22 protein-coding genes are annotated in these 19,353 nt (G+C 72.7%); 16 read left to right on the forward strand and 6 right to left on the reverse strand.

Annotated elements, in window-relative coordinates; all coding sequences use genetic code 11:
- Positions 1–15 precede the first annotated feature (15 nt).
- The 6 genes from OG207_RS23545 to ygfZ all read left to right on the forward strand — a co-directional run bounded on the left by OG207_RS23545 (position 16) and on the right by ygfZ (position 5,254).
- Positions 16–804 carry a hypothetical protein gene (locus tag OG207_RS23545; RefSeq protein ID WP_329100531.1) on the forward strand — a complete coding sequence of 263 codons (789 nt, stop codon included), beginning with the start codon at positions 16–18 and terminating at the stop codon, positions 802–804.
- The gene (locus OG207_RS23550) at positions 801–1,721 is read left to right on the forward strand and encodes a hypothetical protein (protein ID WP_329100533.1); all 921 of its coding nucleotides are present in this window, start codon (positions 801–803) and stop codon (positions 1,719–1,721) included. The genes OG207_RS23545 and OG207_RS23550 overlap by 4 nt, the downstream gene beginning before the upstream one ends.
- Positions 1,718–2,809 (forward strand): hypothetical protein, encoded by a 1,092-nt coding sequence (locus tag OG207_RS23555; protein WP_329100534.1) that lies wholly within the window; start codon positions 1,718–1,720, stop codon positions 2,807–2,809. The genes OG207_RS23550 and OG207_RS23555 overlap by 4 nt, the downstream gene beginning before the upstream one ends.
- A gap of 303 nt (positions 2,810–3,112) precedes the next feature.
- Entirely contained in the window at positions 3,113–3,685 is a 573-nt protein-coding gene (locus OG207_RS23560) for an FABP family protein (RefSeq protein WP_329100536.1), read from the forward strand.
- Positions 3,686–3,802: 117 nt separating this feature from the next.
- Positions 3,803–4,258: a Fur family transcriptional regulator gene (locus tag OG207_RS23565; protein WP_328789840.1), complete on the forward strand. Its 456-nt coding sequence runs from the start codon at positions 3,803–3,805 to the stop codon at positions 4,256–4,258.
- Positions 4,259–4,279: 21 nt separating this feature from the next.
- The gene (gene ygfZ, locus OG207_RS23570; RefSeq protein WP_329100538.1) at positions 4,280–5,254 is read left to right on the forward strand and encodes a CAF17-like 4Fe-4S cluster assembly/insertion protein YgfZ; all 975 of its coding nucleotides are present in this window, start codon (positions 4,280–4,282) and stop codon (positions 5,252–5,254) included.
- 12 nt (positions 5,255–5,266) lie between these two features.
- On the opposite strand, the gene dtd is transcribed toward ygfZ, so the two are convergent.
- A complete protein-coding gene (gene dtd / locus OG207_RS23575) occupies positions 5,267–5,692 on the reverse strand; it encodes a D-aminoacyl-tRNA deacylase (RefSeq protein ID WP_030011201.1) in 426 nt (141 codons plus the stop codon).
- Between the two features lie 135 nt (positions 5,693–5,827).
- Between dtd and OG207_RS23580 the strand changes: the two genes are divergently transcribed.
- The 3 genes from OG207_RS23580 to OG207_RS23590 are packed head-to-tail and all read left to right on the forward strand — an operon-like array spanning position 5,828 to position 8,535.
- Positions 5,828–6,403 carry an RsiG family protein gene (locus tag OG207_RS23580; RefSeq protein ID WP_329100540.1) on the forward strand — a complete coding sequence of 192 codons (576 nt, stop codon included), beginning with the start codon at positions 5,828–5,830 and terminating at the stop codon, positions 6,401–6,403.
- Positions 6,404–6,462: 59 nt separating this feature from the next.
- Complete coding sequence (locus OG207_RS23585; protein WP_329100542.1) at positions 6,463–7,707, forward strand: GNAT family N-acetyltransferase; 1,245 nt, start codon at positions 6,463–6,465, stop codon at positions 7,705–7,707.
- 57 nt (positions 7,708–7,764) lie between these two features.
- A complete protein-coding gene (locus OG207_RS23590) occupies positions 7,765–8,535 on the forward strand; it encodes a putative protein N(5)-glutamine methyltransferase (protein ID WP_329107808.1) in 771 nt (256 codons plus the stop codon).
- 85 nt (positions 8,536–8,620) lie between these two features.
- Here OG207_RS23590 and OG207_RS23595 read toward each other — a convergent pair whose 3' ends face one another.
- A complete protein-coding gene (locus OG207_RS23595) occupies positions 8,621–9,193 on the reverse strand; it encodes a hypothetical protein (protein WP_329100544.1) in 573 nt (190 codons plus the stop codon).
- Between the two features lie 110 nt (positions 9,194–9,303).
- Here OG207_RS23595 and OG207_RS23600 point away from each other — a divergent pair, with 110 nt between their 5' ends.
- Together OG207_RS23600 and OG207_RS23605 are read left to right on the forward strand one after the other, a co-directional pair.
- Positions 9,304–10,233 (forward strand): class I SAM-dependent methyltransferase, encoded by a 930-nt coding sequence (locus OG207_RS23600; protein ID WP_329100545.1) that lies wholly within the window; start codon positions 9,304–9,306, stop codon positions 10,231–10,233.
- The gene (locus tag OG207_RS23605; protein WP_329100547.1) at positions 10,230–10,766 is read left to right on the forward strand and encodes a hypothetical protein; all 537 of its coding nucleotides are present in this window, start codon (positions 10,230–10,232) and stop codon (positions 10,764–10,766) included. Before OG207_RS23600 ends, OG207_RS23605 begins: the two co-directional genes overlap by 4 nt.
- Positions 10,767–10,856: 90 nt before the next feature.
- On the opposite strand, the gene OG207_RS23610 is transcribed toward OG207_RS23605, so the two are convergent.
- A complete protein-coding gene (locus OG207_RS23610; protein WP_329100549.1) occupies positions 10,857–11,600 on the reverse strand; it encodes a GNAT family N-acetyltransferase in 744 nt (247 codons plus the stop codon).
- Between the two features lie 161 nt (positions 11,601–11,761).
- Here OG207_RS23610 and OG207_RS23615 point away from each other — a divergent pair, with 161 nt between their 5' ends.
- The 3 genes from OG207_RS23615 (at position 11,762) to OG207_RS23625 (ending at position 13,200) form a co-directional block, all read left to right on the forward strand.
- Positions 11,762–12,145, forward strand: coding sequence for a helix-turn-helix domain-containing protein (locus tag OG207_RS23615; RefSeq protein ID WP_327384590.1), 384 nt, complete (start codon positions 11,762–11,764; stop codon positions 12,143–12,145).
- 23 nt (positions 12,146–12,168) lie between these two features.
- Positions 12,169–12,717, forward strand: coding sequence for a hypothetical protein (locus OG207_RS23620; protein ID WP_329100551.1), 549 nt, complete (start codon positions 12,169–12,171; stop codon positions 12,715–12,717).
- A gap of 141 nt (positions 12,718–12,858) precedes the next feature.
- On the forward strand, positions 12,859–13,200 hold the full coding sequence (locus OG207_RS23625) for a DUF2516 family protein (protein WP_329100554.1): 342 nt from the start codon (positions 12,859–12,861) through the stop codon (positions 13,198–13,200).
- A gap of 60 nt (positions 13,201–13,260) precedes the next feature.
- Here OG207_RS23625 and OG207_RS23630 read toward each other — a convergent pair whose 3' ends face one another.
- The 3 genes from OG207_RS23630 to OG207_RS23640 form a co-directional block, all read right to left on the reverse strand.
- Positions 13,261–14,655, reverse strand: a complete 1,395-nt coding sequence (locus OG207_RS23630; protein ID WP_329100556.1) for a PP2C family protein-serine/threonine phosphatase — start codon at positions 14,653–14,655, stop codon at positions 13,261–13,263.
- A gap of 443 nt (positions 14,656–15,098) precedes the next feature.
- Positions 15,099–16,217: an NlpC/P60 family protein gene (locus OG207_RS23635; RefSeq protein ID WP_443072727.1), complete on the reverse strand. Its 1,119-nt coding sequence runs from the start codon at positions 16,215–16,217 to the stop codon at positions 15,099–15,101.
- A 175-nt stretch (positions 16,218–16,392) separates the two neighbouring features.
- Positions 16,393–17,214, reverse strand: coding sequence for a class I SAM-dependent methyltransferase (locus OG207_RS23640; RefSeq protein WP_202200937.1), 822 nt, complete (start codon positions 17,212–17,214; stop codon positions 16,393–16,395).
- A gap of 230 nt (positions 17,215–17,444) precedes the next feature.
- Between OG207_RS23640 and mshA the strand changes: the two genes are divergently transcribed.
- Positions 17,445–18,815, forward strand: a complete 1,371-nt coding sequence (gene mshA, locus OG207_RS23645) for a D-inositol-3-phosphate glycosyltransferase (protein WP_329100561.1) — start codon at positions 17,445–17,447, stop codon at positions 18,813–18,815.
- Positions 18,808–19,347, forward strand: a complete 540-nt coding sequence (locus OG207_RS23650) for a YbjN domain-containing protein (protein WP_329100563.1) — start codon at positions 18,808–18,810, stop codon at positions 19,345–19,347. Before mshA ends, OG207_RS23650 begins: the two co-directional genes overlap by 8 nt.
- Positions 19,348–19,353 lie beyond the last annotated feature (6 nt).

The raw sequence follows: 19,353 nt of genomic DNA on the forward strand, positions 1-19,353 counted from the left end.
CTGTGGGGGACCCCTTTGGAACACGAACAGACCATCCCGGAGCCGCAGAAAGAGGGGGAGAGCGCACCGGAGCCGGACACTTCGGTCCCGCGCCGCCGGGCGGGGCGCACGGCTCTTCTGATCGCGGGCGCGGTAGCGCTCGGCGTCCTCGCCGGGACGATCACCGGCTACGCGGTCCAGTACCACCGCGAGCCCACCCCGCTGCCGCCGCTGGCCCGGCAGAAGATGGCCGCGCCGTCGCCGGCCGCCATGAACGACGCGTCGAGCCGGCGCTCGATCAACGCCAATCGCTGGCACAAGGCGGACGAGGACCTGGCCAAGAAGCTGCTGGACGTTCCCGGCGGCGCGCAGGACAGCGTCTCGGGGCCCGAATCCCCGGACAACTTCTCCGCGGGCTACTTCCTCGACCCCTCCGAGGGCGTCGGCTCGCTCGCCAGGCACGTCAAGCGCCTCGCCTCCGCCCACTGGGCCGAGAACGACCGGAACTTCGTCGACATCAACCTGCTCCAGTTCCGTGAGCGCGGCGGCGCCGAGGACTTCTACGCGGGCATGGTGAAGTACATGCCCGGCAAGGATTTCGCGGGCAACACGGGCAAGGAACTCCCGGGCGTACCGGGGGACTTCGGGCACCTGTGGATCGACTCCGAAGCGCATGAGGAGCCCGGTTACCACCCGATCCGCCAGGGCCGCGCGCTGATCCGCCGCGGCGACATCGTGGCGGTCATCGAGTACACGAACAACCGCGGCGAGATCGACGAGAAGACCGTGGTCGAGCTGGCCAAGCGACAGATGGAGCGGCTGTGAGCGAGCAGCAGAACGCAACCGACGCCGTGCCGGAGCCCGCGCAGCACACCGATCCCGACTCCGCGCCCGCGGCCCAGGCCCAGCCCGTGCCCGAGGCCCAGCCCGTGATCGCGGCGGCCGAGACGGTCGAGCCCGCAGCCGCGCCGACGCCCGCAGCCGCGCCCGCGCGCAAGCGGAACCGCAGGACGCTCGCCCTGGTCGCGGCGTCCGTGGCCGTCGTCGTCCTGGCGGGCGCCGGCGTCGCCGCCACGGCCGCGTTCGCGAACGCCGACCGGACCGCACCGACGCGGTACTGGGTGCCCGAGAACCACACGACCGGCGGCTCGGCGGCCCCGGTGCCGTCGGTGCCCCCCAACGAGCTGACGGGCAAGCTGCTGCCCATGCCCGTCGACTACTGGCCCGGCCCCGACGTCGACCCCGAGGGGAACTTCTACTACCTCCCGAGCGACAAGGCGCTGCAGAGCTTCAAGGACGCCCGTACGGGTCTCTCCAGCAGCGAACGCACCGAGCGGGACAAGGCGCTGGCGGACATGAAGCTCAAGGGCATGGCCGGGCGCAGCTATGCCCGCGGCGAAGGCTACGGCGGTGCGGTCGCCGAGATCCGGCTCGTCCAGGCCGATCCGCAGCAGCTCGCCAAGTTCGGCGAGTTCGCCAAGAAGCTCATCGAGTTCACCGGCGCCGACGGCAAGGCGCCCCAGGTCGAGGGCTATCCGCAGGCCAAGTGCGGGCTGGACGACTCGCTCAAGGGCGGGAAGGACGGCAAGGAGAAGATCGACGCCCTCGACTGCGTGGCGGTCGAAGGGGACGTCCTCGTGACCTTCCGCATGTACGGGAGCAAGGGATTCGCGGTGAAGGACGCCGCGGGCCTGTTCAAGCAGCAACTCGACCACCTCAAGTCCCCCGGAGAGTCCGCGTGAGCGAGCAGACCACCACCGGCGGCGAGGGGGCGGCCGTGCCCGCGCCCGCCGCGCAGACCTCCGAGGCCGGGGCCGGGGCCGAGCACGTGCCCGCGCCCGAGCCCGAGCCCGCGCCCGAGCCGGAGGCCACCGAGGCAGTCGCCGCGGTAGCGGAGGCCGCCGGTGCCCCGGAGCCCGCGCCCGCCGTTCAGGCCCCCGGGGCCACGCCCGAGCCCGGCGCCAACCCCTGGACCGCGCCCGCGGCCGCGGCCGAGGGCGGAGCCAGCCCCTGGCCGGCCCCGCCCGCCCCGCCCAAGGACCGGCGGCGTCTGTTCGCCGCCCTGCGCTGGACCGCCGCCGTCGTCGTCTTCGCCGCCGTCGGCACGGGGGTCGCGCTCGGGATCACGGTGCCCGAGCGCACCGACATCCCCGGCCTGGCCACCGAGAGCGACGGCCGTTGGACGTTCCCGGAGCTGTCCCGGCCCGCGCTGCCCGCCGGCGCCCCGGTGCCCCAGGGCCCGGACAACAGGGACGGGACGCACTACGCGAAGCTCAACGGCCTGCTGCTGCCCGCCCCCGTGGGTGCCAAGGCCGACGACACGGTCAAGGCGGACAAGGACGGGGCGGTGTCGGTCGACGCCTTCCTGGAGGAGTACACGTCCGAGGCCCGCGAGAAGCTGAAGCAGTCCCTCGAATGGGACGGGCTGCGGCAGATCACCGGCCGGGGCTGGACGACGGCGGACGGCACGCGGACCCACGTGTACCTGCTGCGCTTCCACTCCTCGGGCTTCGTGGACGCGTTCAAGGGCTGCGACAGCAACGCGCAGCTGAACGGCGTCTCGGCCCTGGACCTGGACGACGTCTGGAGCAAGGCCAAGAACACCCAGATGAACAGCACCACGCTGGACTTCCCGGGGGCGGCCAACTTCGACGGCACCGAACTCAGCATCTACCAGGAAGTGAAGCCCGTCCTCGGGGACGAGCAGACCAAGATCGGGTGCCTCCGGACAGGTGATGTCCTGGGCATGGTCATCCAGACCCGCAAGGGCGAGGTGGCCCCCGTCCCCTTCCACCAGTCGGTGATCCTGCAGAGCCAGCTGCTGAGCTGACCGCCGGGCCGGTCCCGGGCCGGTCCCGGGCCGGTCCCGGGCCGGACCGGGGCTACGGGCCACCTCACACGGTGCGCCCGGCCCCGGGACAGTAGGCTTGGGAACCGGCCCGTACCCCCCGAACGAATTCCGAGGAGCACCCCGTGCTTGAGGCAGTCTTCACCTCCCTGCTGGTCCTGGTCTGCGTCGGCGTCATGGCCTTCACCGGCCTGGCCGTCAAGAAGCTGTACCAGGGTCAGCGCTGAGCATCCGCCCAGCAGACCGCCCCGGAACCCCTCCGACAGATCGCCTGAGCAGCCATTCATGATCCAGATCCCGTCCGACCTGAACCCGGGCCTCGTCCCCCTCGCCTTCCTCCTCGGTAACTGGGAGGGTGCGGGAGTCTTCGACTTCCCCGGTGAGGAGAAGTGCAACTTCGGCCAGGAGGTCGTCTTCAGCCACGACGGCCGGGACTTCCTGGAGTACACCTCCCACACCTGGGTGCTCGACGTCGAGGGCAACAAGGTGCGCCCGCTGGAGTCCGAGTCGGGCTACTGGCGCATCGACAAGGACCGCAAGGTCGAGATCGTCATGGTCCGCGACCAGGGCGTCGTCGAGGTCTGGTACGGCGAGCTCGCCGACCAGAAGCCCCAGATCGACCTGGTCACCGACGCGGTCGCCCGCACCGCGGCCTCCGGCCCGTACAGCGGCGGCAAGCGGCTCTACGGCTACGTGAAGAGCGACCTCATGTGGGTCGGCGAGAAGGCCACCCCGGACGTCGAGCTGCGCCCGTACATGTCGGCCCAGCTGAAGAAGGTCGTCACGCCCGAGGAGGTCGCCGAGATGGCGCGCAACCTCCCGGACATGCCGGACGACGGCATCGCCTTCTTCCGCTGAGCCCACCGGCTGTACACGAGGCAGTACGCGAAGCAATGCGCCGAGCAGTGCGCAAGGCTGTGCGAAAGGGGACCGCGGGATCGCCCGCGGTCCCCTTCGCGCGCATACACTGGCCGGGTGGGGAGCAGCGTGGACACCGAAGGCTCTGACTGGAAGAGCGACCTGCGGCAGCGCGGATACCGGCTGACACCGCAGCGCCAGCTCGTGCTCGAAGCGGTCGACGCCCTGGAGCACGCCACCCCGGACGAGATCCTCGTCGAGGTGCGCAAGACCGCCTCCGGGGTCAACATCTCCACCGTCTACCGCACCCTGGAGCTCCTGGAAGAGCTCAAGCTGGTCTCGCACGCCCACCTCGGGCACGGGGCCCCCACCTACCACCTCGCCGACCGGCACCACCACATCCACCTGGTCTGCCGGGACTGCGCCGAGGTCATCGAGGCGGACGTGGACATCGCCGCCGAGTTCACGGCGAAGCTCCGCAGCACCTTCGGCTTCGAGACCGACATGAAGCACTTCGCGATCTTCGGTCTGTGCCGCAAGTGCGCTGCCAAACAGCGTGCCGCGCAGTCGTAGCAGGGTCGTACGCTTGGTCCCATGACCAGCAGCCCCTTGCTCCATCTCCCCGGCGCCGTACCGGCCGAAGGCCGTGACGAGGGCGTCGCCGCCCACTACGGCGAGCTGTACGGCGAACAGCGCGCCCTCGCGGAGGGGCGCGGCTTCGTCGACCTCTCGCACCGCGGAGTCGTCACCGTCAGCGGGCCGGAGCGCCTGAGCTGGCTGCACCTGCTGCTCACCCAGCACCTCACCGAGCTGCCGGCCGGGCAGGCCACCGAGGCGCTGATCCTCTCCGCCAACGGGCACATCGAGCACGCGCTCTACCTCGTCGACGACGGCGAGACCACGTGGGCGCACGTGGAGCCGGGTACCCAGGGCGAGCTGATCGCCTACCTGGAGTCCATGAAGTTCTTCTACCGCGTCGAAGTCGCCGACCGCACCGAGGAGTTCGCGGTCGTGCACCTGCCGGCCGGATCCATCGCCGAGGTCACCCCGGACAAGGAGCACATCGTCCGGGAGACCGCGTACGGCCGGGACGTCTTCCTGCCCCGCGGCGAGCTGGAGCCGTTCGCCGCCGCGCACGGCCCGGCCGCGGGCCTGCTCGCGTACGAGGCCCTGCGCGTCGAGGCGCACCGGCCGCGGCTCGGCCAGGAGACCGACCACCGCACCATCCCGCACGAGCTGGGCTGGATCGGTACCGCCGTGCACCTGCAGAAGGGCTGCTACCGCGGCCAGGAGACGGTCGCCCGCGTCCACAACCTGGGGAAGCCCCCGCGCCGCCTGGTCTTCTTGCACCTGGACGGCTCGGAGGTGCTGCTCCCGGCGCACGGCACGCCGGTGCGGCTCGCCGCGGACGGGGAGGAGGGCCGTCAGCTGGGCTTCGTGACCACGGCCGTCCGTCACCACGAGCTGGGTCCGATCGCGCTCGCGCTGGTCAAGCGGAACGTGCCGGTCGACGCGCCGCTGCTGGCCGGGAAGACGGCCGCCGCGCAGGAGGTCGTCGTAGCCCCCTGACCGCCGCCGCCGTCAGATGTCGATGACGATGGTGAACGGGCCGTGGTTGGTCAGCGAGACCCGCATGTCCGCTCCGAACCGGCCCGTCTCCACCGTCGCACCCAGCGCGCGCAACTGCGCCACGACCTCGTCGACCAGCGGCTCGGCCACCGGGCCGGGGGCCGCCGCGTTCCAGGTGGGGCGGCGGCCCTTGCGGGCGTCGCCGTAGAGCGTGAACTGGGAGATCACCAGCAGCGGTGCGCCGTTGTCGCTGCAGGACTTCTCGCCCTCCAGGATCCGTACGGACCACAGTTTGCGGGCCAGCAGTTCTGCCTTCTCCGGGGTGTCGTCGTGGGTCACCCCCACCAGCACGCACAACCCCTCGCCGACGATCTCGCCCACGGTCTCGCCGCCCACGACGACGCTCGCGCCGTCCACCCTCTGCACCACTGCTCGCATACCACCTGTGTATCAGGCTTGCACCCGTCCGGGGCCGATCGGGTGGAGTGGGACTGCGTGGGGGCTACGGGGAGTGGCACGATGCAAGCAGGCGGTGCGGGTGGCCGCACCGGTCGAGGGGACGGACCCGTTCGTATGAATACATCTGGTACCTCCGTACCTGCATCACCCGCTTCCGTCGCAGCTGCCGCGGTACGACCGCCCGCGCAGCGCACGGCCGAGACGCAGGGGCCGCCGAGCCCGACCACCGCGCTCGGGCTACCGGAACTGCGCGCGCTGCGCCGTGACGCGCAGCGCGACGAGGCCGATCTGAGCTACGTGCGCAGACTGCTCCAGGGCCGCATCGACATCCTGCGGGCGGAGCTGGCCCGGCGGACGGACCCCGAGGCGCCGGTGGTGGACCGGCTCTCGGTGATCCTCGCCGACGCCCCCTCCAGCCGCAGCGCCTCCGCCCGGCACGTCACGCTCGGCACCCCGCACAGCGAGGAGTACCGGCTGCTGGCCGCGGAGATGCTGGCCGACGTGGAGCTCTCTGACCTGGGCGCCCGCACGGACGGCGAACTGCACGACGGGCTGGGGCGGTTGGTGCGCTACGAGCAGCAGGTCTCGCGGCGCCGCCAGCAGCTCCAGCGCACGGTGGACGACTGCAGTACGGAGATCACCCGGCGGTACCGGGAGGGAGAGGCGCAGGTGGACGACCTGCTGGCGTAGCGGACGGGCGCGGAAAATTCGGGCGACCGGCGGCGGCCGGGAGATTAGCGTGGGCAGTTATGAGTGCTGACGTCCGGCCGATCGCCGAATCCGAACTCCCCGACTGGGTGCGCGCCGTGCACACCGGTTTCCTGACCACCCACCGGGTGACCGAGGCCGACATAGCCCAGCGCGCCAAGTACTGCGACTTCTCCCGGATGCAGGGGGCGTTCGACGCCGACAGCGGTCGCTGCGTGGCCGCCCTGCGTTCCTTCCCGCAGGAGCTGACCGTGCCGGGCGGGGCGGCCGTCCGCGCCACCGCGATCTCCAACGTGGGCGTGCTGCCCACCCACCGCCGCCAGGGCCTGCTGACCCGGATGATGGCCGCCGAGTTCGCCGCGGCGAAGGCGCGCGGCGACGCGCTCGCGACGCTGATCGCCGCCGAGTACCCGATCTACGGGCGGTACGGGTTCGGGCCCGCCACCTCCCTCGTGGAGTGGGAGATCGACGTCGCGCGCACCGGGCTCGACCGGCGGCTGTCGGCGCCCGTGGACGGCGGCCGGATCGAGCTGGTGGACGTGGAGGAGCTGCGGCGCGTGGGGCCCGAGCTGCACGAGCGGCTGCGGGCGCGCACGCCCGGGGCCGTGAACCGGGACGAGCGCTGGTGGAGCCTGCAGACCGGACTGGAGCAGTGGTCGTACCGCACTTATCAGGAGAAGTTCCACGCCGTGTACCGGACGGCGGAGGGGGAGGTGGCCGGCCTCGCCGTCTACAGCGCCGACGACCACTGGACGGATGCGAAGGTTCCGCAGAGCACCGTGCAGGTCAGCGACCTGCTGGCGGTCACTCCGCAGGCGGAGCGGGCGCTGTGGCAGTTCCTGTGCTCGATCGACTGGGTGCTGAAGGTCCGCACCGGCTACCGGGCCCCCGACGACCTCGCCCCGCAGCTGCTGCCCGACCCGCGCTCGGCCCGGATCGTCACCGCCTCGGACTTCATGTGGGTACGGGTGCTGGACGTCGTACGGGCGCTGGGCGCGCGGACGTACGAGGTGCCCGGGGTGCTCGTCCTGGAGGTCGCGGACGAGAGGGGGCCGGCGGCCGGCCGCTACCGGCTGGACGCGGGCACCGGTGCGTGCGAGCGGACCGAGGAGGCGCCTGACCTGCGGCTGGACGTGGCCGAGCTGGGCTCCTTGTACCTGGGGGACGCGTCCGCGGTGCGGCTGGCCGCGCTGGGACGGGTCACGGAGGAACGCCCGGGGGCGGCCGTGCTGGCGGACGCGGTGTTCCGTACGGCGCGCCGCCCGTGGTGCCCGGACGTCTTCTGAGCGCCCCGGACGACTGCGGGCCCCTAGTCGAGTACCGAGTACCGAGTACCGAGGACACTGAACCCTGTGACATCACTTGTGGAATCCCTGCGCGCGGCGGGCTGCGTCTTCGCGGAGGAGGAGGCGGAGCTCCTGACCGGGGCCGCCGCCGACCCGGACCACCTGGCGGAGCTGCTGGCCCGCCGGGTGGGCGGTGAACCGCTGGAACACGTCGTCGGCTGGGCGGAGTTCTGCGGGCTGCGCCTGGAGGTCGGCGCGGGAGCCTTCGTACCGCGCCGGCGCACCGAGTTCCTGGTGCGGGAGGCGGTGGCCCTGGCCCGGCCCGGCGCGGTGGTCCTGGACCTGTGCTGCGGGGTCGGCGCCCTGGGCGCGGCGGTGGCCGCGCACCTGCCGGGCGGCGTGGAGCTGCACGCGGCGGACATCGACCCGGCGGCGCTGGTGTACGCGCGGCGCAACGTGGCCCCGTACGGCGGCCGGGTGTGGGAGGGCGACCTGTACGAGGCCCTCCCGTCCTCGCTGCGCGGCCGGGTGGACGTGCTGGTGGTCAACGCCCCGTACGTGCCGACGGAGGAGATCGTCCTCATGCCGTCGGAGGCACGGGACCACGAGCCGCTGGTCTCCTTGGACGGCGGGGCCGACGGCCTGGACATCCACCGCCGGGTGGCGGCGGGGGCCCTGCCCTGGCTGGCCCCGGGCGGCCGCCTGCTGATCGAGACGAGCGCCCGCCAGTCCCCGTCGACGGCCTCGGCCCTGACCTCGGCGGGCCTCGCGGTCCGCGCGGTGACCTCGGAGGAGCTGTACGCGACGGTGGTCATCGGCACGGCCTGACGCGGCCCGCCGGCTTCCGGCGGTCCTCCACGGCGTCGACCCGTTCCGGCTGCTTGCCGGAGGTACGGCCCTCGGCCCCGTAGGGCTAGTCCTTCCCGAGCAGCGGGGCGAGCGGGTCCTCGGCGAGCGGGACCGGCGCGGCGAGGGCCTCGTCGTAGGCCGGGCGCGCGAAGACGTACGGGCCCAGGGGCAGTTCGCCCCACTGCGGCCGGTTCATCTTGTAGAAGCCGGACCAGGTGACCTCGCTCTGCGTGACGCGGACCGTGGCGAGCAGGGGATTGCAGGCGTCGATCCCGCAGGGGCAGCTCAGGAGGCACAGGGCGCCGGTGAAGCGGTCGCGGAGCTCCGGTGGCGCCTCGCCCAGGAAGTGGGCCCGGGCCCGGGCGCCGTCGGCGTCGGCGTCGTCGTCCAGGTACAGCGGGGCGAAGTGGCCCAGCAGGAACTCCTCGCGCTCCTGCGGGGTGTCGTCGTCCTCGTCGAGCTCCTGGTCCCAGAGCTCGCGCGTCGCCTCCGCGACGAGGACGCGCAGGTCGGTGTCGTCGATGCGGATGCCCCAGGCGGTGAGGTGCGGGTAACCGGGGTGGGGGTGGTGCAGGAACTCCACCCGGTGCGGGGCGGTCGGGACGTTCGGGCCGGTCGGGACGTTCGACGGATTCATGCGCCCCATCCTGTGGCGTCCGCCCGACCGGATCCACCGAGTATCGCCGCGGCTGTGGCCGGTGGTTGCGGACCGGTGGGGGCCGGGCGCCAGCGGCTAGGGTCTCGACCGTGCTCCACCTCGAAATATCCGACCTGATCACCGTCACGGACCCGCGCAGTGGAGCGCGCCTGCCCGTGCACCGGGGCGACGTCGTGCGCAGGCTCCGTGAGGCCGGGGACCGGCGCGCCGCACGCATCGTCGCCGCGCTTCCCGCCGACCCGTACGACGTGCTCGACCCGCGCGCCGTGGACCGGCTCATGATCGGCGTGCACACCGAACTGCAGCGGCTCAGCGAGGAACTGCGCCTCGGGGAGCGGCTCGTCCACGTGCTCGGCCCGCTCTTCGAGGCCGTCCGCGCGACGGCCACCGGCCCGCTGCGACTGGTCGACGTCGGTTCCGGGCTCGGTTACGCCGTGCGCTGGCTCGCCGCCCACGGCCGGCTCGGCCCGGAGGTCGAGCTCGTCGGCGTGGACCTGGACGCCGCGCTCGTCGGCGAGGCCGAACGGCTCGCCCGGGCGGAGGGGTTGGACTGCCGCTTCGTCCACGGGAACGCCTTCGACCTGCCGGAGGCGGCCACCGTGTACGTGTCCACCGGGGTGCTGCACCATTTCCGGGGCCCCGACCTCGCGGAGTTCTTCCGGGCCCAGGCCGCCTCGCCCGCGCTCGCCTTCTGCCACTTCGACATCGCCGCCACCCGGCTCGCGCCCGTCGGGGCCTGGGTGTTCCACCGGACGCGGATGCGCCACCCGCTCGGCCGTCACGACGGTGTCGCCTCGGCCCGCCGGGCGCACACCGACGAGGCGCTGCTGCACGCGGCCGCCACGCCGGGGATGCGGCCGCTGCTGTACGAACCCCGGGGGCTGGCGAACCCGTTCTGCACCACCCTGCGCCCGATCATCGGGGTCCGGCCCGAGCTGGAGGCACCGCTGCGCAGGGCGATGGGCCGTGCCGCGCGCCGCCTCGTGGGCCCCGAGCAGCTCGTCGGAGCGGCGCGGTGACCCCGCTGGACGCGGCGCCGGCCCTTGCCGGGACGCTCCTCGCGCTGGGCCTGGTGGACTCGGCGTTCAGCGGCTTTCGCGCGTACGCCGGGCGGGACGCGAGGATCCGCAAGGGCCGCGCCGTCGTACGGGCGTCCCTGCGCGGCCTGGCCGTCGGCGGCGGGCTGCTGCTCGCCCCCGTGTGCACGGCCGGCGCCGTCCTGCTGGCCGCCGCCGACCGCCACCGGGCGTACGAAGCCCTCGCCGAGGGCGGCATCGGCTTCCTGGTCCCCCTCGCCTGCTACGCCTCAGCCGTGCTGCTGTCGCTCGCCGCGTACCTCGTGCTGCCGTTCCGCGCCAGCACCTTGGCCATGGTGGCGGGCCTGGGCCCGCTGACCCTGCTGCGGCCGCTGGCCGTGGCCGCCGCCTGCACCGGCGTCCTCGTTCGGGGCGGAGGCGTTCCCGAGCTCGTGGTGGGAGCGGTCGCGGGCGCCGCGGTGCTGTCCGTCGAACCGCTCATGCACCGCCGCTGGTACGCCGTCCCGCGAGCGTGACCCGGCCGGTGACCAGCGGCCGGCCGCCGACCGGGCCCGAGCACGGAACGTGCGGGGCGGCGAGACTGCAGGCGCACAGGGAGTCCGTCCTCACCGGCCCTGGTCGAGGGGGACGTCGTCGAGTCGAACGCTGAGTTGGGTGCCCAGTTCGTGGAAGCCCAGAGCGACAGCCACACGCTGTGATGGACGGGGCCGCGCCCTCCACTGCGGCAGCAACCCGGCATCGAGGGCACGGGCCACTGCTGCGGACGCCACGGCCCGGGCCAGGCGCCGGCCCCGCCAGTGCGGGCTCACCAGCACGCTCAGGTGGGCAACCGACTGCGGCCAGACCCGGTAGCCGGCTGCGGCCACCACTTCATCGCCCCGGCGAAGACAGAACGCGGGAGAAGAGATGTCCTCCAGACCGCTCTCGCCGGCCTCCTCCTCCCCGGCCAGGCTCAGTAGCGCGGCCAGGTCGCCATCACCGATCGGTAACTGCTCCACCTCGGTCCCTCCGTGCGCAGGAAGAAAGCCGTCCCGGCCGAGATAGAAGAGCGAAGCCGGCCCGAGGACATCGAGAACGGGCAGCACCGTACGCAGCCGAGCGATGTCAACGACCTCTTGGTGGGTCATCTTCCGCGTGGCGGCGTCCACCATCCCGGCGGCCCGCGGGCTCGGCGCAGTGACGAGGGCGGCGTCACCGATCCGCACGATCCCGGTCCACGACGGTGGACACCACAGCGACCCGGGCGCGATCACGACCTTCGCCCGTCCTGAAGGCCGGAACTCGACCGGTGCGCCCGCCAGCTCCGCCCAGAGTGCGCGGGCACGGTTGAGCAAGAGGTCGTCAGCCATGGCCGCATCCTGTTGTCTCCGCAGCCGGGGCGCGACCGGATTTCTCCCGGAGTCGTACCGCTGCACCCGGCCCGGCCGTGATCCGCGGCCCGGGTGACCGGGTGGGAGATGCTGCAAGCGAGTCGCTTGCAATAGTTAGCAAGGTCGGGCAGGATCTGAGCATGGCATCGCTCAACGTCGGAAACCTCGGCGAATACCTCCGTGAGCAGCGTCGGCAGGCCCAGCTTTCGCTGCGGCAGCTGGCCGAGCAGGCGGGGGTGTCGAATCCGTACCTGAGCCAGATCGAGCGCGGGCTGCGCAAGCCGAGCGCGGACATCCTGCAGCAGCTGGCCAAGGCGCTGCGGATCTCCGCGGAGACGCTGTACGTGCAGGCCGGGATCCTGGACGAGCGGGACCCGGACGAGGTGGAGACGCGAGCCGTCATACTCGCCGACCCCTCCATCAACGAGCGGCAGAAGCAGGTGCTGCTCCAGATCTACGAGTCGTTCCGCAAGGAGAACGCGCTCGACGTGCCCACCGACGAGATGCCGTCGAAGACGAACTGAAGTTGATCCGGGAGGACCAGCACATGGCCATCGCCGATGACCTGAAGAAGACCCTCACCGACCCCACTCCCCTCTACTTCGCCGCAGGCACCGCCGATCTGGCCGTGCAGCAGGCCAAGAAGGTGCCCGACCTGATCGAGCAGCTGCGCGCCGAAGCTCCCGCGCGCATCGAGGCCGTGAAGAACACGGACCCGAAGGCCGTCCAGGATGCGGTCACCGCCAAGTTCGCCGAGGTGCTCGGCGCGATCGACCCGAAGAAGCTCGGGGAGACCGCCCAGGACCTGGCGCTGCGCGGTGTCGGCGTGGCCGCCGAGTACGCGGTGCGCGCCAAGGAGACGTACGACAAGGTCGCCGTGCACGGCGAGCAGGCCGTGCGGACCTGGCGGGGCGAGGTCTCCGCCGAGATCGTCGACATCGCCGTGGCCGTAGAGCCCGAGGCGGAGCCGGCGGCCGAGCCGGTGTCGGAGCCGGTCGCCGAGGCAGCCGGCGAGGAGAAGACCGCCGCGAAGAAGACCACCGCGCGCAAGAGCACGGCCAAGAAGGCCGCGGTCACGGCGGGCGACGCGAGCTGAAGCGCAGCCGCATGAGCGACGGCGGGCCGGGCACCCTTCAGGTGCCCGGCCCGTTGTGGTTGATGACGGGGCCCGTGCCGGTAGCGTGGAGTCGGGCGGCATCGGAAGTGCGAAGCAGAAGCTGAGAAGGCGGTCGAAGCGATGTTGATGGAAGGGTTCGATCGAGGCGTGATCCCGTTCCTGGGGCTCGTCATGCTGGTGCTCGCCGTCGTGGCCTTCGTGCTCGCCCTGGTGGCGCGGGAGGACGCGTACCGGGCGGCCGACAAGCAGAGCAAGACCTTCTGGCTGGTCATCCTCGGCGTCACCGTGGCCGTGGACTTCTTCCTGGGGATGCTGTTCCTGCAGATCGCCGGTCTCGTCGCGACCATCGTGTTCTTCGTCGACGTGCGGCCGGCCCTCAAGCAGGTCTCGGGCGGTGGCGGCGGCCGGCGCGGCGGCAGCAGCAGCGACGGGCCGTACGGGCCCTACAACGGCGGACGGTAGCCGCTGCTGCGCCCGGCGGCGGCCGGGGACCCCGAGCCGTGGCGCCGGAGCGCGGCGGGCTCAGCCCTCGGCGCGGGAGAGCAGGACCACGGCCACGTCGTCGGTCAGCTCGCCGCCGTTGAGCCGGCGGGCCTCGGTGACGGAGGCTTCCAGCAGGCCCTCGCCGCTCAGACCGCGGTCCAGGTGGCGGTTGATCATGTCGACCATGCCGTCCTGGCCCAGACGCTCCTTGCCCTTGCCGATGTGGCCCTCGATCAGGCCGTCGGTGTAGAGCATCAGGCTCCATGTGCCGCCGAGCTCCACCTGGCGGCGCGGCCAGCGGGCCCGGGGCAGCAGCCCGAGGGCGGGGCCGCTGTTCTCGTACGGGAGCAGCCGCGCGCGGCGGCCCGGCCGGGAGATCAGCGGGGCCGGATGGCCGGCCAGGCACAGACCGGCGCGGCGTCCGTCCGGGGCGATGTCGACCGTGCACAGCGTCGCGAATATCTCCTCGCACGGCCGCTCCACCTCCAGGACCTCCTGGAGGGTGGCCAACAGGTCGTCGCCGCAGAGACCGGCCAGGGTCAGGGCGCGCCAGGCGATGCGGAGCTCGACGCCGAGCGCGGCCTCGTCGGGGCCGTGGCCGCAGACGTCGCCGATCATGGCGTGGACGGTGCCGTCGGGGGTGCGGACGGTGTCGTAGAAGTCACCGCCGAGTAGGGCCCGGCTGCGGCCGGGGCGGTACCGGGCGGCGAAGCGGAGGTCGGAGCCCTCCAGGAGGGGCGTGGGCAGCAGGCCGCGTTCCAGGCGGGCGTTCTCCTGGGCGCGCAGTTTCGATTCTGCGAGCTTGTACTGGGCGATGTCCGCCCGCTTTCTCTCCACGGCGTAGCGGATGGCGCGGCTCAGCAGCCGGCCGTCCAGCTCGTCCCGGAAGAGGAAGTCCTGTGCGCCGACCCGGACGGCCTCTGCGGCGCGCTCGGCATCGTCCTCGTCGGTGAGGACGAGGACGGCGTGGCGCGGGGCGATGCGCAGCACCTGACGGAGGGCGATCAGCTCGTCGACGGCGATGGCGGTGCCGGCGGCAGTTCCGGTGGCGGTGCCGTTGGCGGTCCCGTTGGCGGTGCCGGTGGCCGATCCGCCCGCCGCAGCTCCCGGCGTACGGGCACTGGCGTCCGGGAGGGACAGGTCGAGGAGGATGCAGTGCACGTCGGGCGTGAGCAGCCGCTCGGCCTCGGTGAGGTTGCGGGCGGTGCGGAGCCGGATGCGGTGGCCGTCCGCGTCGAGGATCTCGGGGACGGTGAGGCTGCCGGCCGGGTCGTCCTCGATGACCAGGAGGGTCAGCGGGGTGGTGTGAGGGGTCGCGAGAGGGGTCGCCTGAGCGACGCCCGTGGCGGCTACGGCCGGGGCGGCGGTGTGCAGAACGGCCAGACCGCTCTCCGTGGCCGAGGTGTCCCTCTGCCGCGGTACGGGTACGGGCATCGTCTCCGGTTCCTTCCCTCCCCCCGAGGGTGCGCTCGTCCGGCAGACCCTAGCGGTCCCGGCCCGGCGAACGGAATGCCGCTCTTGGTGAGGGCCTCCGTCAAATGCGCCTATCGCGGGGGAAAATCGGCCTCACTGGATGACAAAGGTCACGGCGGGGCCGCGTTCCGTCCCGTTCAGCGAGACGTGTCCGGGCCCCGCCGGGTTGCCTGCGTCACACGATCGGCCGCCCCGGTCCGGTCCGGCCCGTTTCGCCCCGGTCCGGCCCGTTCCGACCCCGACCGGGTACCGGCACCGGGTCCGGCACCGCCGGGCCCGTGCTGCCGTGCTTCGCCGCCGAGCCGGCACTGCCGTTCCGACCCCGACCCCGACCGGGAACCGGCAGCGGGTCCGGCACCGGCACCGCCGAGCCCCGGATCCGTTGCCGAGCGACCCCGCAGGGGCTACGCGTCGGGGCGGACCACTGCCTTGATCGGCATTGAGCCCGCGCCCGCCAGCGTCACGTTCCGGCCGGGGCGCGGGGCGTGGACCATCGCGCCGTCGCCGACGTACATGCCGACGTGGGTCGCGTCGTCGAAGTAGATGATCAGGTCGCCCGGGCGCATGTCCTTCAGCGCGACCTTCGGCAGCAGCCGCAGCTGCTCCTGCGAGGTGCGCGGGATGCCGCGGCCCGCCGCCAGCCAGGCCTGGGAGGTCAGCCCGGAGCAGTCGAAGGACGCCGGACCCACGGCGCCCCACTTGTACGGCTTGCCGATCTGGGCGGTGGCAAACTGCACGGCCCGCTTGCCCGCATCCGTGGCCGTGCCCTTGACGTCCTTCATCGCGCCCGTCGACAACCACGCCGTCTGGGCCTTGTACTGGGCTTCCTGCTCCAGCTGGATCAGCCGGGCCTTCTCCTCGGCCTCCAGCTTGCTCTCCAGCTCCTCCGCAGCCTTGATCTTCTCCTCGATCTGCTTCTTGGAGTCCTCCGACTTGACCCGGTTGGCCTCCAGGGTGGCCCAGCGCTCGCTCGCCTCCTCGGCGTAGCGCTGCAAGTCGGCCTGGGTCCGGTCCAGTTCGGAGAGCATGCCCGAGGTGGCCTTCTCGCCCTGGCGCAGCCGACCCGCCCCGTCGAGGTAGTGGTTCGGGTCGTCGCTCAGCGCCAGCTGCGCGCCCGGCGGCATTCCACCCGCGCGGTACTGGGCGCGTGCGGCGGCGCCCGCCCGGTTCTTCAGGGTGGCGATCTTCTCCTTGCCGGCGACGACGGCGTTGGCGATCTCGACGATCTTGTTCGACTGGGCCTTGGTCTCGGCCTCGGCGAGGTTGTAGGCGTCCGTGGCGGTACCCGCCTGCCGGTACAGCTCCTCGATCTCCTTGCGGACCTGTTCCAGGGACTTGCCGCCCGGTTCGGGGAGGGGCGCGGCCGGGGCTGCCGGGGCCACCGGTGCCGCGTGCGCCATCCCCGTGGCGAGGCCCGGCGCCGTCAGTATCGCCATCGTGCACAGCAGCACGAGAGAGCTTGCGCCTCGCCGTCGCCTTACGGCTCCCATGGTCCCCCCAGGCACCCGAGCCAGACCTCGCATCAGATCTGACTATTCATCAGTAACTTATCGCTGCCATCGGGATGGTGCCACGAGTCGATGAATTCCAACACCCTTGTGGATGGCGATCTGATCTTGTCCGCCCCAACGGACGACCTTCCCGGCCCCACACGGTTCAACGGCACGCCCCCGCCCCCGGTTCCCCCGCACGTCGCATTCACCCCACTGGGCGCAACGCCTCCCAGGGCAGGGTCAGTTCCCCCTGCCGCCACCGCCGGGGACCGTCCACCAGCGGCCAGTCGCCGGCCAGCGCCCGCGCCGTCCGGATCCAGCGCTGCCGCGCCCCGTACGCGGCGTACGGGGCCGCCGCCGCCCACGCCCGGTCGAAGTCGCGCAGGAACGCGTGCACCGGCTCGCCCGGCACGTTCCGGTGGATCAGCGCCTTGGGCAGCCGTTCCGCCAGGTCGGAGGGGCGCTCCAGGGAGCCCAGCCGGGTCGCGAACGTCACCGTGCGCGCCCCCTCCGGCCCCAGCGCCACCCACACGTGCCGCCGCCCGATCTCGTCGCAGGTCCCCTCAACCAGCAGCCCGTCCGGGGCCAGCCGCCCGCACAGCCGCGCCCAGACCTCGGCGACCTGCTCCTCGTCGTACTGGCGCAATACGTTCGCCGCGCGGATCAGCGCCGGGCGGGCCCCGCCGTCCAGCGGCACCTCGAAACCACCGTGCCGGAAGCTCAGCCCCTCCCGCTCGTACGGCTTCGCACCCGCCACCCGCGCCGGCTCGATCTCGATGCCGACCACCCGCACCCGTGGCGCCGCGTCCCGCAGCCGCGCCAGCAGCTCGACCGCCGTCCAGGGCGCGGCCCCGTAGCCCAGGTCCACCGCGACCGGGGCCTCCGCACGCCGCAGCGCCGCCCCGTGGGTGGCTGCGATCCAGCGGTCCATCCGGCGCAACCGGTTCGGATTGGTCGTGCCGCGCGTCACCGAGCCCACGGGGCGGCCGGGCGCGCGGCTGGAGGGCGGGGTACTGCGGGAGGCCATGAGCCGAGGGTAAGCGGAGGGCCCGCGCACCAGGAAAATCCCGGTACGCACCACTGAAGAAGAGGAAACCTGCAGGAAAACCGGACACCCCGGAATGCGCGGGACGGCCATCCGGGTTGCACTCCTTGCAGGGCGTCTTCCGCGCCCTCGCCGTCATGCCGTCCGGCATGCGGTCCGTCATGCCGTCCGAGCGTCGTGCGTGCCCCGTCCGAGCCGAGAGGACTGGTCCCTTGAGCCAGTACGTGTCCCGCCTCAGTGGCCGCCTCGCCGCCGCCCGTGCCACCCGCCACGAGCCGCCCCGCCTGCGCCTTCCCGCCGTCGGCCACCACCGCAAGCCGCGCCGCGTGGCCATGCTCAGCGTGCACACCTCACCGCTGCACCAGCCCGGTACCGGCGACGCCGGCGGCATGAACGTCTACATCGTCGAGCTGGCCAAGCGGCTCGCCGCGATCAACATCGAGGTGGAGATCTTCACCCGGGCCACCACCGGCGGGCTGCCCCCGGCGGTCGAGCTGGCGCCCGGCGTCCTCGTACGGCACGTGGACGCGGGCCCCTACGAAGGCCTCGCCAAGGAAGAGCTCCCGGCCCAGCTGTGCGCCTTCACCCACGGCGTCATGCAGGCCTGGGCCGGTCACCGACCCGGCTACTACGACCTCGTCCACTCCCACTACTGGCTCTCCGGCCACGTGGGCTGGCTCGCCGCGCAGCGCTGGGGCGTCCCGCTCGTGCACGCCATGCACACCATGGCGAAGGTCAAGAACGCGGCACTGGCCGAGGGGGACGCGCCCGAGCCCGCCGCCCGCGTCATAGGGGAGACGCAGATCGTGGCCGCCGCCGACCGGCTCATCGCGAACACCGCGGAGGAGGCCGACGAGCTCGTCCGGCACTACGAGGCCGACCCCGCCAAGGTGGCCGTCGTCCACCCCGGAGTCAACCTCGACCGGTTCACCGTCGGCGACGGCCGGTCCGCCGCCCGCGCCCGCCTCGGCCTCCCGCGGGACGCCGTCATCCCCCTCTTCGCCGGCCGGATCCAGCCGCTGAAGGCCCCCGACATCCTGCTGCGCGCCGTCGCCGTCATGGTCGACCAGGACCCCTCGCTGCGCCGCCGCCTCTTCGTCCCCGTCGTCGGCGGGCCCAGCGGCAGCGGCCTCGCCAAGCCGGAAGGCCTGCACAAGCTCGCCGCGAAGCTCGGCATCGCCGACCTCGTGCACTTCCACCCGCCGGTCGCCCAGGACGGCCTCGCGGACTGGTTCCGGGCGGCGTCCGTGCTGGTCATGCCCTCCTACAGCGAGTCCTTCGGGCTCGTCGCGATAGAGGCCCAGGCCGCCGGTACGCCGGTGCTCGCCGCCGAGGTCGGCGGGCTGCCCGTCGCCGTCAACGACGGGGTCACGGGGATCCTCGTACCCGGGCACGACCCGGTGGACTACGCGCGGGAGCTGCGGCGCTTCGTGGACGAGCCGGCGCTCGCGGACCGGATGGGCGCGCAGGCGGCGCGCCACGCGCAGTTCTTCGGCTGGGACACGGCGGCGAGCGGCACGGCCGACGTCTACACCGCGGCCATGCATGATCATCGCCGTCGCGTACGCTCCCACCATGGCTGACACCGCCGAGATCATCGAGAGCGCGCTCACCGGCGCGGAGCTGAGCTGGGAGAGCCCCGAGCCGGGGTCCTACGTCGTCCAGCTCCCCGGCACCCGCAAGCTGAGCACCACCTGCTCGCTCAAGGTCGGCCGGCACTCCCTGTCGGTCAATGCCTTCGTGATCCGCCACCCCGACGAGAACGAGGCGGGCGTCCACCGCTGGCTGCTGGAGCGCAACCTCAAGCTGTACGGCATGGCGTACGCGGTGGACCGGCTCGGCGACATCTACCTGACGGCCCGGCTCCCGCTGTCGGTCGTCGACCCGGAGGAACTGGACCGGCTGCTCGGCACGGTCCTGGAAGCGGCGGACGGCTCCTTCAACACGCTGCTGGAGCTGGGCTTCGCGAGCGCGATCCGGCGCGAGTACGAATGGCGGGTCGCGCGCGGCGAGCCGACCTTCAACCTCGACGCGTTCAAGCACCTGACGCGCCCGCAGGGCGAACCGGGCCGACCGGGCGAACCGGCCGACGGTCCCGGCACTCCGATCGGCTGACACGCG

It is taken from the genome of Streptomyces sp. NBC_01439, from assembly GCF_036227605.1.
GTDB lineage: Bacteria > Actinomycetota > Actinomycetes > Streptomycetales > Streptomycetaceae > Streptomyces.